Raw genomic sequence first — 13,339 nt, 5'->3', positions numbered from 1 at the left:
TAAGATGAAATTCAAGACATGGGATATAAATCTCAAAGTGCGATTATTCGGGGAAGCACTGCTCGATATTTCTTTTTGGGCGGTATTCCCTTTTCTAACGATTTATTTTTCTGATTCTATCGGTCGGCAAACAACGAGTTTACTCTTAATCGTTTCGCAAGCGTTATCTGTTATTACCGGACTTCTTGGTGGGTATTTTGCGGATACGTATGGGCGTAAGCGAATGATGAGTATTTCTGTAATTGGCGAAGGTGCCGGTTTTCTAATTTTTGCGATTGCTGCGTCGACAATGTTTTATTCGCCATATGTTGCTTTTTTTTGGATTTATGGTGGCTAGTATTTTCATGTCTTTTTACCAACCGGCAAGCCAAGCGATGATTGCTGATGTTGTGAAACCAGAACATCGGAGTCATGTGTACTCGATTTTTTACATGATGATTAATATCGCGGTCGTTATTGGACCGATTATTGGTGCATTGGTATTTAATAATTATACATCGCAAACATTGATTGCCATTGTACTTGCTGATTTACTATTACTGATTCTCTTGACAAAATTCGGTCGTGAAACAGCGCCACTTGCTCTTAATCCTGAACTTCGCCAAGCGCAACGACAAAAAAAGATTGGTACGGTACTCCTAGAACAGCTGAAGAATTACAAGTTAATTTTTACCGACAAAGTATTTTTCTTGTATATTGTTGCTGGCGTCATCATTTCGCAATCATTTATGCAATTAGATTTGTTATTCCCGCTTTATATAACAGAAGTGATTGGGGATGCGTCGATATTCTCACTACAACTTACTGGAGAACAGCTCTTTGGCGTGATTGTATCAATTAATGGCTTTTGTGTTGCCTTGCTAACCGTGTTCTTTACACGCATAATGAGCCGCTATCGTGAGAAGCTTGTTTTTATGAATTCTTCTTTTCTTTACGGCGTTGCAATCTTGCTTTTCGGCATCTCAACAGGTCCTTGGGGCGCGATTTTAGCTATTATTTTATTTAGTTTTGCCGAGCTAATGACAGTTGGAATACAGCAAAACTTCGTGGCCAAAATTGCTCCAGACGATAAACGTGCGATGTACTTCTCAGCGGCTGGACTTCGTTACACACTTGGCAAGGTTATTGCGCCATTTGCGATTACACTCTCCACATTTGTTGGCTACTTCGCCACATTTGCAACTATCGCAGTACTTGCAGTCATCAGTGGCTTCATTTACTTCCATATGTACAGTCTTTACGAAAAACAAAATCGTGCGAAAGCTTAAAAAGTTATGCCTAATAGGTATAGCTTTTTTTGTGATTTAGGTTTACATAGAGCACTTTAAGGCAATAAAATCATTAAGAACTCAAGCTTTTCAAAAATTTAAAGGAAAGTTAGGTGTGTGCTCATGTTTAGCCATTCTTCTGTTGGCATTGATTTAGGAACCGCAAATATTGTTGTTTATAATGAATTGCGAGGAATCATGTTCAATGAACCTGCCGTCATCGTATTGGACGCAAAAACAAAAGAAGTCTACACCATTGGAACACCCGCGAAACAGATGTACGGAAAGACCCCAATCACTCTAACAGCAATTAAACCATTGAAAAACGGCGTCGTTGCTGACTTTGATAACACAGTAAAATTATTACAAACTATTATAGAACGAGTGACTAAAATAACACATGTACCCATTCGGAAAACAGCAGCAAGTATAAATGTCCCCGCAGGTGCAACTATCGTAGAACGCAATATTATTCGCGAGGCTGTTCTTGCGACAGGTATTAAAGTCGTCACCATTGTTGAATCTCCTGTAGCAGCTGCAATTGGGGCTGGCCTTCCAGTCAATGCACCCGTTTCAAATATGATTGTCAATATTGGAGCTGGCATTACCGAAATCTCTATTGTCTCCTATCGTGGCATTTTGGCAAATATGTCTATCCGTTCCGCTGGTGACACACTAGATGAAGAAATTATCCAGTACTTCCGTGAAACTCATCACCTCCTCATCGGCCACCTAACCGCTGAAAAAATCAAAAAAAAGCTGGGATTCACACCTATTCCTCACGCCTTAAAAACAATGGAAGTCGGTGGTCGCAGTCTTCTTAACGGCTTACCAACATTGACCCTCGTCACTTCCACAGAAATACAGCCACTTTTTATCGATGCTTTAAACAAAATTGTCAAAGCAATACATGTGATGGTAGAACAATCACCTGCTGAATTAAGTGGGGATATCATGGATCAAGGTATTATTTTAACTGGTGGTGGTTCTCTATTAAACGGTCTCAAAGAATGGTTAACGACTCAAGTTGATTTTCCAGTCATTTTAGATCCAAATCCACTCGAATCAACCGCAATTGGAACTGGGCGCATCCATTTTTACAGTCAGCGTAATTTTTCTGGCGATGTAGAACTAACAACCCCGCGACTCAATCTGCCATTCTTTTCTTAAGTTAAATTCTGGATTTATATTAAGTTCTTTACATCCTAATTACGTTTTCTGGAAAAGCCGCCTACTTTAGCCTTTCCTATGTTACCTTTTTATATCATTCTCTTTATAACACACCACAACATAAAAAACTCCTTTATACTGTAAACTGTGCCATTAACGCATGAAAAAGGAGATATGGAGGGTAAAAAATGTTTGGTAATACAACAATTGGTATCGACTTAGGTACTGCAAACATCTTAGTGTATAGTAAATCAAAAGGAATTATCTTAAATGAGCCTTCTGTAGTTGCCATGGATGTCAATACAAAATCTGTACTTGCAATTGGCCAAGAAGCAAAAGAAATGATTGGAAAAACACCAACAAATATCATGGCAGTGCGTCCATTAAAAGATGGCGTGATCGCTGATTTCGACGTCACAGCGGGGCTACTTCGCGAAATAATGCGCCGAATTATCACTATTTCTGGTAATTCGATTAAAAAACCCAATGTGGTTGTTTGTACTCCTACTGGTGCAACATCTGTCGAGCGTCGTGCGATTTCAGATGCCGTTCAGTCTATGGGCGCAAAATCTGTCACACTTATTGAAGAACCGGTAGCTGCTGCCATTGGTGCTGATTTACCTGTGGATGAGCCGATTGCTAATGTTATTGTAGATATCGGTGGCGGAACAAGCGAAATCGCTATCATTTCTTATGGCGGCATCGTGTCCAGCAACTCTGTAAGAACTGGCGGCGATCACATGGACGAGGAAATCATCCAATATATCCGTAAAAATTACAATTTACTTGTCGGAGAAGCAACTGCTGAACGTATTAAATTCGAACTCGGCTACGCACCAATCCTACATGCTGAAAAAACAATGGATATCAGAGGTCGCGACTTGCTTACCGGCTTGCCGAAAACATTAACATTAACTTCTACTGAAATTCAAAATGCCTTAGAAGAAACATTACAACGCATACTAGAAGCCATTCGAAATACGTTAGAAAACTGTCCCCCAGAACTAAGTGGTGATATTGTTGATCGTGGTATCGTTCTAACTGGAGGTGGCTCTTTAATTCAAGGCTTCCAAGAATGGCTTGTTCAAGAAATCGATGTTCCAGTACATATGGCGCCAAGTCCACTGGAATCAGTCGCAATTGGGACTGGTATGTCGCTTGAGTATATCGACAAACTCGCTAAACCTGTGAAGTAGTGCATACGCTAAGTAAATCGGCAGTAAGCTTTCCTAACTCGAAATATGGAGTCACCACTGTTCCAATAACGCCTAAGGGATCGCGGTTTGGCGGTTCCACTAGGATTTTTGGGAATGTCCTCAAGCAAGTTCTGCTACACTGACATTACGGCTTAGCTCCCCGCATAATCATGGATAGTACGGCCTCCTATTTGCATCGTGTCTATCGAAGAAATTTCTTTATTTGAATATACAAAAAACACCTATAGCATGCACTTCTTTTTTTGAAGTGTTCATGCTATAGGTATCATTTTAAAGGGATACTATTTTTGCTCCAGCACTTGCTTTACCTGTGACAAAAGCCATATAGATACGCATATTTATCAATCGCTGGAAAAACTGTATCTTTGGTTAATCCATGCATATTATCCTTCATTCTGAACAGCTTCTACAAAGTATATTCGTGCTCTTATGATTTTTTTTAAGCGCCTCTTTTTAATTTGTAAAGCTACATTGTCAAATATAGATTTTTCCACCGAGTACCAGATAAACACCCACACCGCAATAATCATAACCGATGAAAACTGTTGATTACTGTCGGAGAGTGATGTAGCCAATAAACCTATAAGGATACCCAGTGCAAGAGATATAGTAGCAACAAAAAGATTAGCACGAAACTCTTTTTTTAATCCTTTTAGCAAATCTGTAATGGAATTATATAGGGCTAATTCGAACTTTTTGGAATCATCCAATTCATATTGTATTATATGAATTTCCAAATCATTTCTTATCTTTATAGCATTATTTAGTAGTATTATGTGTTCTGTTAGTTGCGCTTCTAAACGTGGATCACTCATCAAATAGTAGTTACCATAAATTTGCTCATAGGTGCGTAAGAAAAGCTCTATTTTTTTGGACTTTGCTTCTTTTTCCCATTGTACGCCCCTCTCTATCCCTCTAAACAAATTTTGCATTATATTTAGACTCAATATCTAGTAGTAGCTGCCAGCCTTCCATATTTCGCTATCATATCGTTTGGCAAAAAGTGTACTTCACCACCGTATTTCAAAGTGTGGTAAATAATTACATGCACGACGTCATCCACATAGTATTCACTTTCCCTAACACTCGAGCCGATTCGAACAGAATGGTCCTCTATTTCAGCAGCTTCATAATAATCTTTTTCAACAAATAATGTTTGCAGTCTACCTTCTATTGCACTGCGATAAACAGCATTTAAATCCACTTGCAAACGCGACCCAGATTCAGCAGTTTGTAATTTATTCAGTGCATCTTCGTGGCCTTCTTCAATATACTTTTGAACAATTGGATAAGCTTTTTTTGCGATATCAAGCACATCGACACCATTTTCTGTAATAAAGCCACCGAGTAATTCTCCTATGAACCTGTCATTCTTACTAGCAATCTCTTTGAAAAAAGCTATATTACGATCCACACCAGCTAAGACGATTGGCAATGGATTTTGATTGAGCTGTTTTTGTAATGTATAATCTACGGTTTTAAAAAATTCTTTGATATAATTATTTTTGTGTCCCATTGTATAACGCTCTATATTATGAGTTTGAAAAATATGATTACGTGCTGGGAAATCGTGATTTTTAATTTCTAAAAGTGGTTTGTCATTTAAGCATTCTACTAATCGAACTTCATCACGGCTGAGAGCCAGCACATAATAGTGTTCCACTTGTTGGATTGCACGTAATATTTTTTTTGTCTCAAAATGAGGGCCAATACTAATTGTATTCTGTTGAACCATTATGGGTAATTTCACTTCATTAAAAATAACGTTTGAGATGAAAAATATAGCTGTATCTAAATTTGTAGAAGGATCGTAATGATCTTCTGCCTCTTCGATATATTTTAGCAACTGTTCGATTTCTCTCCACTCATAGTCCTTTAATAACCTTTCTTTTACATCTTTTAGTAAGTTTTTAAGTGTCAATCGATCATTCTCATATGAGTTAAAGTCTCTGTGTGTTTGCATTGTGACAGTAACTGAAGGCGTGTGAGCAAAACTGTTAATTCTTGAAATCTCTGCATAATTCATTTCAAATCACCCATTCTATTATATTTGTCTACGAAATTTATTTTCCCCTTTTTTATATTTCCAAACAATTAATTCATTGACTTATTGTTTCTACAAGCCCTACATGGACAGGCTCCTATCAAAATTAGTAAACAAAAATGGAAGTTTGCAATGTTAAAATTTTCAAGAAAACTAGTAACACCAACATGGGAAATGATTTGCTGATGAGCGTTTATTTTTAATTCCCTCTTTATTATAAATATTCCAGAATGTTATACTTGTTTTTTGTTTGAAAATGAGTGATAGCCCCACGCTAGGTTTAAAGTGAAAATATTGAGGGAAAACTCGAAGTATGTATCATGTACCTGTTATCTATCGTGGTTAAATAAATGATTAAATGGCAAAAGGGAGGAATCAATCATGGTTAATAGAAAACGATTAGTTGAAACATTCATCGAACTTGTTCAAATTGACTCAGAAACGAAGTATGAAGGCAAGTTCCAAGCTTTTTTAAAAGAAAGATTTCAATCGCTAGGTTTGGAGGTAGAAGAAGACGATACGATGTCAAAAACGGGTTTTGGCGCCAACAATTTGTTATGTCGATTACCTGCGACTACCGATGCCGATGCTATTTTCTTTTCTTGTCATATGGATACGGTTACACCAGGTGTGGGTATTAAACCACAAATTAAAGAGGAGATTATCTATTCAGATGGTACGACGATTTTAGCAGCCGATGATAAGGCGGGTATTGCGATTATGCTTGAAACAATCCAGTTAATCAAGGAAAGCAACACACCTCACGGAACGCTCGAATTTGTGCTTTCAGTAGGAGAAGAAAGTGGCTTAATTGGCATTAAAGCCTTCGATATGAGTAAGCTTACAGCGGATTACGGTTTTGTTTTAGATACAGGTGGTCCAGTCGGGAGCATTACAGTTGGTAGCCCCACACATGCAGGGCTCGAAATCGAAATTCATGGAACTGCAGCTCATGCTGGGATTGAACCAGAGAAGGGGATATCAGCTCTTGAAATCGCCGCCAAAGCAATTACGTCAATGAAACTAGGCCGTATTGATTTTGAGACGACCGCCAATATTGGTACAATTGAAGGCGGAACTGCAACGAACATCGTGATGGAGCATGTGCGTATGGTTGCAGAAGTTAGGTCGATTAACAGCGAGTCCTGCGAAGCACAAATAAAACATATGAAAGACTTATTTGAAAAAACGACAGCAGAAATGGGTGGCACGATTTCAATAAAAGTAGACATAAAGTACGGTGGCTATCACTTTGATGCTGAAACAAATGTAGTCAAAATCGCAACAAAAGCGATGGCAACATTAGGTATAACAGCGAAACACGAAACCAGTGGTGGTGGAAGTGACGCTAACATTTTTAACGAACAAGGAAAAGAAACGACCAACCTATCCATCGGCTATGAAAAAATACACACCGTTCACGAGTATATTCCCATTCACGAACTAGAAAAAGCAGTAGCAGTAGCATACGAAATTGTGAAACATGTGGCACTGAAATAAATATACAGGGAAGAAATTTTACTCGTGGGGTTTTAATTTATTTGAAATGACAGGCTGTTCTTCGGTTTCTTCGATGATTCATTTATAAGGTTTGTTTACGATATGGATTTTCTTATGGCTATATCTAGCGCTAAATTCATTTTGCTTTTACCACTATATTGACGCTTCTAATAGACTGCAGACATAGCTCGTGCAACGAGCGAAATTTTTTCAGCGATTACTGAGTTGAATTTTGTTGTAGCCTTTGGATTTCCGCGTTTGAGAATCATTTTTTGCTCATGATTGCTCTATTTGAGTATACAAAAATACCTATAGCATGCACTTCTTGTTTGAAGTATACATTCTATAGGTATCTTTTTATGCTTTTATTTCAAATCCATAGTGTAGAGGTCATTGCCAGTGTTGTTTTTGATGATTATTTTTGTGATGTCATCAATCGTCATGTCGGTTTTTTGGGTTAGTTGGATAAGAGCATTTTTATCATTGTATCCGGTGTGTAAGTTTTGTGTGTATTCTTTTCCATCAGTGGATTTAAGTATAACTGTGTCACCTTTTGCAATGATATTTTCTAGTTCGGAAACAACCCCGATATATTGGTTCTTATCACCTTGTAATTGTAATAATAGTACTTCGTTGTCTGATTGTGGGTTGGTATTTTCGTTTGTTTCTTTTACTACTAACTTATTGTCCGGGTAAGTGAATTCTACAAGGTGATAGCGACCAGCTTGATCTCTTAAAATTGCTGTGTAAAGTGATTTTTTCTGTGTTGCGCCACTGACTACTTTCCAGTTCTTGTCGACTATATATTTGTTTACAGCTGGGAAAAAACTATTTTTCTTGGCGCGTTCTGAGGGTTGTTGCTTCTTAATAGCTTTGCCTTGAATGCTATTTTCGTAGACAGTTTTGTGGTCTTTTATTTCGCAACTCGACCGTTTTTAACGTTTCGGATGTTTTGGCATCTAGGGATGGTATTTCGACGATAGCAACCGTTTTCCCGTTATCACTTTTACCTTTATTTGTTAGAGTAACACCAATTGCTTCGTCGACTTCTTTGTTGCTGTCTAATAATACGAGTTCTGTTGCTTGATTGGCAAGCTGGTTGTCATGGATTTCAACCATTGCAATGAGACCGTTCAGGCCATTCATGAGATTGATTTTTACTTTGTCGTCTTTGTTCTTGAGTGCGGAGTTTAGCTGTATATTCGAGATATCTTTTCCATTCGTATCTGTATAAAACTCGAGCACTCCGGTTGTACCATCATCATCCTTCACGTATACAAGTTGGTAATCCTTTAAATCTGTCTTCACGTTCTGGATAGTTGTCAATGAATTATCGCTCTGAACTTTGTCGATGCCTTTCGTGCCACATGCGGTTAATCCGAATAGGAGTGAGATACCTACTAATGCTATTACTACTTTTTTCAATCCATTTCCTTCCTCTCTTCATGATTTTTGCAAACAGATTGCTCCCCATCTCTGTTTTATGTTAGAATGGTTACGTTAGTAAATTTTCAATGGGTCCTGATAGCTCAGTAGGATAGAGCGACAGCCTCCTAAGCTGTAGGCCGTGGGTTCGATTCCCTCTCAGGACATTAATATTGCTTACGATGCCATCTAACACCGTACATGCACTAAATAAACATTACGTTTCTGGATAATTATGTAAGAAACGACATGCATTTTTCCATGTACTATTTCATTATAACTTGTTTTGTTTCAAAAATATAGCATTAAACCCGTTTTGTTACAAAAACATTTCTTAAATGTCATGAATGTTTTTTTCATACAAAAAAGAGAGCTTGGTTTCTTATGCACCAAGTTCTCTTTTTGTATTAGTGAATTAGTTTACTCTTTTTCGCCTTAGCGGAAAGCCCTGGAATGACTTTGTCTAATGGTTTTTTAAGCAGTGTGCCTATTAGTATGAAGGAAATTCCGAATACCGCTAAAATGATGATGTCGTGTGTTGCGTTTGGCCAGTAGATGCCGCCGACACTTTCACGGATGAGTCCAACAGCGTATGTGAACGGTAAGAACGGGTATATCGCTTGGAAAAATGGTGGTGATACTTGGATTGGAAAATTCCCGCCGGCTCCTGATATTTGGAGGACGAGGAGAATAATCGCCATGCCTTTTCCGACATTGTTGAATAGCGAGACAAGGGTGTAGACTATCACCATAAAGACCATACTGATGAACATACTAAACAAAACGTGATACAGCGGGCTTGCGATATAGACACCTAATATGAAAATGTTCCCTAGTGTGACGATGAGTGCCTGGGCTAAGCCGATAGATAGGAAAGTTAGTAATCGTCCGAAATACACATGGTGGTGGTTGAAAATGCCTCTTGGAACTTCGACGTCCACGCGTAGTAAGGAGATTAGTAACAACGCCCCCACCCATAAACAAAGCGCGGTATAAAATGGCGAACTCGCTGATCCGTAGTTAGGGATTGGATAGTCTTTCGTTTCTTTTAGTTGAATCGGATGCGCGATAAAATCACTGTCTTTTTCTACATCATTTCGTAAAAAGGCGATGATTTGTTGCATATCGTAGCTTTGGTCAAACTCCGTAATTCTTCCAGCAGCTTTGTTGATGGCTTCTTCGAATGGTGGTAGTTCATTGCGTGATAAGTCAGCTGCTGTTTTCACTGCTTTTTCAAAGTCGGGGAATTTTTGTTCGATTAGTTTAGCAGCATTTGTGATTTCTGATTCTAAGGTTGGTAGGTCATTGCGGATGAAATCGCCTGCTTTATGAATTTTGACTTTGACTGCTGGGTAATCATTTTGGTAAAATAGCGCGGCTTTGTTGATGCCGTCGATAACTGTGTCTAGCTTCGTATTAATGAACGCTGTTGCATCTTGGAGTGTTTGTCTTAGTTCTGGTAAACGTTGCTGGAACTCGCGTAAATAGGTTTGGCTCGTGCGCAAGGTGTCGTTGGCATTTTTGAGAATCGCATCGATATCTGGTAGTTTATCTTTTGCGGTGTTTAGTAAGCCAGCGCTTTTCATGAGGTCTTGGCTGATAGTTTTTAGCGCGGTATTAATCGTTGGGACAATGTCGCTATCGTACTTGCCAATGACTGTCGTTAAGTCGTCGCTTACTTTCTTGGCTTCGCTGTTTAGCTGATCAAGTAGCGCTTGGGTTGGTTGTTCACCGTTCTGAATGATCTCTTTGATGTTGGCAAGTGTTTGTTGTTGCTTCGTTATATCTTGTTGTATCGCCTTTAAATCGCCGATAAAGCCTGTTAGCGGCTTGTCTGGCAATGTGTCGTTCAATGTGTTCAGAAGTTCGATTTGTTTGGCTAGCATGCCGCTTGCGCTGTTTAACTGCGTCTCGATTTGGCCGATGACAGAAACAATCTTTTCTGGGTCAATACTGCCGTTCTGCAGTTGCTCTGTCAATGCGTACACGTTGTTTGTCACTTGTTGCAAAAGCATCAAATTCTGCTTGATTGCTGGGGTTACCGTTTGGAAAGACTGATTCACTTGTTTAGAAAAATCGGCGACTTTTCCGGCATAGTTCGCGCCATCATCGGCAATTTTCTTCACGGTTGGCAATGCGTCTTCGGCTTCTGAAATAATTGCCAGAGCTTTGGTCGACTCACCTAGCGCATCGTTCACCGTTTTTTCAATCGTTCCAAAATTGGCATCTACAGTCTTCACGTCCGTCGCAATCTGCTGAATCTCAGGAATCTTCTGCTGTAACACGAGAACTTCTTTTCCTAGCTTGTCCAATTGAGGAAGTGCTGCTTCAATACGAAGTAAATCGCTCGCCGCTGCATTAATTTCTGGCATTGTTTTACTTAGCTCGCTCACTTGGTTTGCTTTTTCCCGTAAATCAGGCAGTTTTCCTTCTAAAATGATGGCTTGCCTACCCATTTCTTTGATTTGTGGCATACTCGCCTTCACTTGGAAAACCTTATCTTTAATATGGCGTATTGTCGGTAGTTCCTTCTCCAAATCAATTCCAGTCTGATTTAACTCGGATAGCACAGAACGGCTCACTTTATCAACAAACTCATTACTAATCTGGTCAACAATCGCGGAAGCACCCTTATCTGTGATTTTTGGTGCGATGGCATTGATTTTTTCGTTGACTGTGTAATTAATCGTCGGTTTCGTGGGATTTCCGCCAACTACCGAAACAATGTCTTTTGAAAAATCAGTTGGAATAAAGATAGCTGCGTAATAATCTCCTTTTTTAACGCCTTCTTTTGCTTTTTTTTCCGTTGTAAAAACCCAACCGAGTGTATCATTTTTCTTTAGTTGTGCTTTTAGTTCTGTACCTACGTTGATTTTTTGCGGGCTTTTTCCAGGTACGTTAATTTCGGCGCCTTTATCTTCAATCACGACCGCTACTTTAATGCCTGATGTGTTAGAATACGGGTCCCAGAGCGCTTCGATATTGAACCACGCATAGAGGGACGGCAAAATAACTAAGGCTAGCACGAGCAATAACGCAATCGGTGCTTTAAAAAGTCGTCGCCAGTCGAGTATAAAAATACCCCAAATCTTTTTCATTCCCGCTAACATCCCTTCTCTTAACCTTCAACCTTGATTATACAGGGCAAAAACAGGGACTGCAAACGAGAAGTAAAACACAAAAAAACAAGCTAACCACTTTTATCGCGATTAGCTTGTTCGAATTCTTACTTGTGTTCTTTTAGGCGGAAATGTTGCCAAGGTTGAATTGTTTTTAGGAGGTAGCGTTCTTCTGGAATGACACGAGCGACGATATTGGTATTGCCCGAGTTCTCCATTTCTTGAAGTGCTACTTGCATCTCACCTTTGTAACGTTCATAGCCATTGTTATCAATTGTCACATCACCAAGCTCGATTGTGTCGGTATCATGTGCTGGGAAATCATGTTGTTTAAAATGAACGCGAGTCATTGTAGAACGAAGCACGTATTCAGAAGCATCGCCACGATTGAAATGTTTTTGTGTTGTCACGATTTCTTTTTCAACGTCTGTTGCACCCTCTAAGAATGTGACAGCCAGTTCCAATTCATTGCGGTTTAGCTCGCCTAATGCTTTTAGTTCTTCTTCTGACGCATACATATTTCCGATAATCACATCGTCAATTAAGCCCGTGTTCCATAAATCTTTCGCTTGTACTGTAATTGGCATACCACGGTGTTCTTCCAGCGTTGGAAGTCCGCCATCCACAACAAACCAAGGGCCAAATTTACCTGTATTAGAGGAAACAAATGCAGCGGTACGCAAGTTATAGTTTTTGAATTGAGCGCTCGTGCGAAGGAAGTGTTCGCGAGAAAGCGCTGTATAACGACGCGGATAAAAATTATGGCAGCCAATAATATTCGCCACATTCGCTTGATAAGACAAGATGTTATCTACATATTTCGTACCGTTAGAGATGTTAAGTTCGATTTGTAAATCATTATCATCAAAAGACATCGCCGCTTCTTCTGATCCAGAGAAACCTAAATCAAGACGCAATCCAGACAATCCTAGCTCTTTAAAACGACCTAAATCTTGATATGTCAAATTAAGAGACGCAAAAACACCAGGATCGACATCAGCGATAACTTCATAACCTAGCTTGTTCGCAGTTTGACAAATCGTCTCTAATTTCGCAAACTCCGCTTCATCATTCGCTGAAATCAAGCATGTAAAAATACGGCTAAAACCATATTTTGCAGCTGTTTCAATATAGTTCAAAGAATCTTCAAGTGGCGCATGTTGTGGGAATACTGAAATACCTAATTTTCTCATAATAAACGACGTCCTCTCTTTATTCCTTATTAAAAATAGGGATGAGGAAAAATCCTCACCCCCCATTGTCTTACTTCGAACGATATAATTCTACAATTTCAATCGCCAAATCTTTAAAAGTAATCGCGTTCATCAAGTGATCTTGCGCGTGAACTAGAAGTAGAGATACTTCAGTTTTCTCGCCGCGTGCTTCACCTTGGATTAGTTTTGTTTGGGAATGATGTGCTTCTAGTAAAGATTGTTCTGCTTTTGCGATTTGCTCGTCTGCCAAAGCAAAGTCGCCTTTTTTCGCTGCATCGATTGCTAGCATCGCGTCACTTTTCGCGTTACCACCAAACATGATTAAATTCATAATTGTAAGTTCTAGTTCTTCCATTTAGTTCCACATCCTTGTATGTTTTTA

Annotated in this window: 9 protein-coding genes, 1 tRNA gene and 1 pseudogene; 5 read left to right on the top strand and 6 right to left on the bottom strand. The window is 39.2% G+C overall.

Features of this window, described 5'->3' with window-relative positions:
* Window positions 1-4: 4 nt before the first annotated feature.
* From PRIP_RS01875 to mreBH, 3 genes and pseudogenes are all read left to right on the top strand, one after another.
* Window positions 5-1,268 (top strand): annotated as a pseudogene (locus tag PRIP_RS01875) (MDR family MFS transporter).
* 123 nt (window positions 1,269-1,391) lie between these two features.
* Window positions 1,392-2,438, top strand: coding sequence for a rod shape-determining protein (gene mreB / locus PRIP_RS01870; RefSeq protein WP_052008675.1), 1,047 nt, complete (start codon window positions 1,392-1,394; stop codon window positions 2,436-2,438).
* Window positions 2,439-2,626: 188 nt separating this feature from the next.
* Window positions 2,627-3,634: a rod-share determining protein MreBH gene (gene mreBH / locus PRIP_RS01865; RefSeq protein ID WP_036099130.1), complete on the top strand. Its 1,008-nt coding sequence runs from the start codon at window positions 2,627-2,629 to the stop codon at window positions 3,632-3,634.
* Between the two features lie 404 nt (window positions 3,635-4,038).
* Here the strand turns inward: mreBH and PRIP_RS01860 are convergent, their stop codons facing one another.
* Together PRIP_RS01860 and PRIP_RS01855 are read right to left on the bottom strand one after the other, a co-directional pair.
* The gene (locus tag PRIP_RS01860; protein ID WP_036099129.1) at window positions 4,039-4,587 is read right to left on the bottom strand and encodes a hypothetical protein; all 549 of its coding nucleotides are present in this window, start codon (window positions 4,585-4,587) and stop codon (window positions 4,039-4,041) included.
* 11 nt (window positions 4,588-4,598) lie between these two features.
* Window positions 4,599-5,681, bottom strand: a complete 1,083-nt coding sequence (locus tag PRIP_RS01855) for a baeRF3 domain-containing protein (RefSeq protein ID WP_149023738.1) — start codon at window positions 5,679-5,681, stop codon at window positions 4,599-4,601.
* A 399-nt stretch (window positions 5,682-6,080) separates the two neighbouring features.
* Between PRIP_RS01855 and PRIP_RS01850 the strand changes: the two genes are divergently transcribed.
* A complete protein-coding gene (locus tag PRIP_RS01850) occupies window positions 6,081-7,199 on the top strand; it encodes a M20/M25/M40 family metallo-hydrolase (protein WP_036099127.1) in 1,119 nt (372 codons plus the stop codon).
* Window positions 7,200-8,084: 885 nt separating this feature from the next.
* Here PRIP_RS01850 and PRIP_RS01845 read toward each other — a convergent pair.
* On the bottom strand, window positions 8,085-8,624 hold the full coding sequence (locus PRIP_RS01845) for an LptM family lipoprotein (protein ID WP_036099126.1): 540 nt from the start codon (window positions 8,622-8,624) through the stop codon (window positions 8,085-8,087).
* 93 nt (window positions 8,625-8,717) lie between these two features.
* Between PRIP_RS01845 and PRIP_RS01840 the strand changes: the two genes are divergently transcribed.
* Window positions 8,718-8,791: transfer RNA gene (locus PRIP_RS01840), tRNA-Arg, on the top strand.
* Window positions 8,792-9,031: 240 nt separating this feature from the next.
* Here PRIP_RS01840 and PRIP_RS01835 read toward each other — a convergent pair.
* The 3 genes from PRIP_RS01835 to PRIP_RS01825 all read right to left on the bottom strand — a co-directional run bounded on the left by PRIP_RS01835 (window position 9,032) and on the right by PRIP_RS01825 (window position 13,312).
* Window positions 9,032-11,722, bottom strand: a complete 2,691-nt coding sequence (locus PRIP_RS01835; protein WP_036099160.1) for a YhgE/Pip domain-containing protein — start codon at window positions 11,720-11,722, stop codon at window positions 9,032-9,034.
* A gap of 128 nt (window positions 11,723-11,850) precedes the next feature.
* Window positions 11,851-12,936: a DUF871 domain-containing protein gene (locus PRIP_RS01830; RefSeq protein ID WP_036099125.1), complete on the bottom strand. Its 1,086-nt coding sequence runs from the start codon at window positions 12,934-12,936 to the stop codon at window positions 11,851-11,853.
* A 70-nt stretch (window positions 12,937-13,006) separates the two neighbouring features.
* Window positions 13,007-13,312 (bottom strand): PTS sugar transporter subunit IIA, encoded by a 306-nt coding sequence (locus tag PRIP_RS01825; RefSeq protein WP_036083588.1) that lies wholly within the window; start codon window positions 13,310-13,312, stop codon window positions 13,007-13,009.
* Window positions 13,313-13,339: the final 27 nt, after the last annotated feature.

The sequence above is a fragment of the Paenilisteria riparia FSL S10-1204 genome, from assembly GCF_000525995.1.
In the GTDB taxonomy this organism is placed as follows: Bacteria; Bacillota; Bacilli; order Lactobacillales; family Listeriaceae; genus Listeria_A; species Listeria_A riparia.
Note: the sequence above shows the minus strand (reverse complement) of the source record. Positions and strands in the feature narration are given on the sequence as shown.

What these genes read in the sequence shown, in the direction of transcription:
- PRIP_RS01855 (WP_149023738.1), bottom strand. Translation starts at nt 5,681, where the DNA reads ATGAATTATGCAGAGATTTCAAGAATTAACAGTTTTGCTCACACGCCT.
- PRIP_RS01830 (WP_036099125.1), bottom strand. Translation starts at nt 12,936, where the DNA reads ATGAGAAAATTAGGTATTTCAGTATTCCCACAACATGCGCCACTTGAA.
- mreB (WP_052008675.1), top strand. Translation starts at nt 1,392, where the DNA reads ATGTTTAGCCATTCTTCTGTTGGCATTGATTTAGGAACCGCAAATATT.
- PRIP_RS01860 (WP_036099129.1), bottom strand. Translation starts at nt 4,587, where the DNA reads ATGCAAAATTTGTTTAGAGGGATAGAGAGGGGCGTACAATGGGAAAAA.
- PRIP_RS01835 (WP_036099160.1), bottom strand. Translation starts at nt 11,722, where the DNA reads ATGAAAAAGATTTGGGGTATTTTTATACTCGACTGGCGACGACTTTTT.
- mreBH (WP_036099130.1), top strand. Translation starts at nt 2,627, where the DNA reads ATGTTTGGTAATACAACAATTGGTATCGACTTAGGTACTGCAAACATC.
- PRIP_RS01850 (WP_036099127.1), top strand. Translation starts at nt 6,081, where the DNA reads ATGGTTAATAGAAAACGATTAGTTGAAACATTCATCGAACTTGTTCAA.
- PRIP_RS01825 (WP_036083588.1), bottom strand. Translation starts at nt 13,312, where the DNA reads ATGGAAGAACTAGAACTTACAATTATGAATTTAATCATGTTTGGTGGT.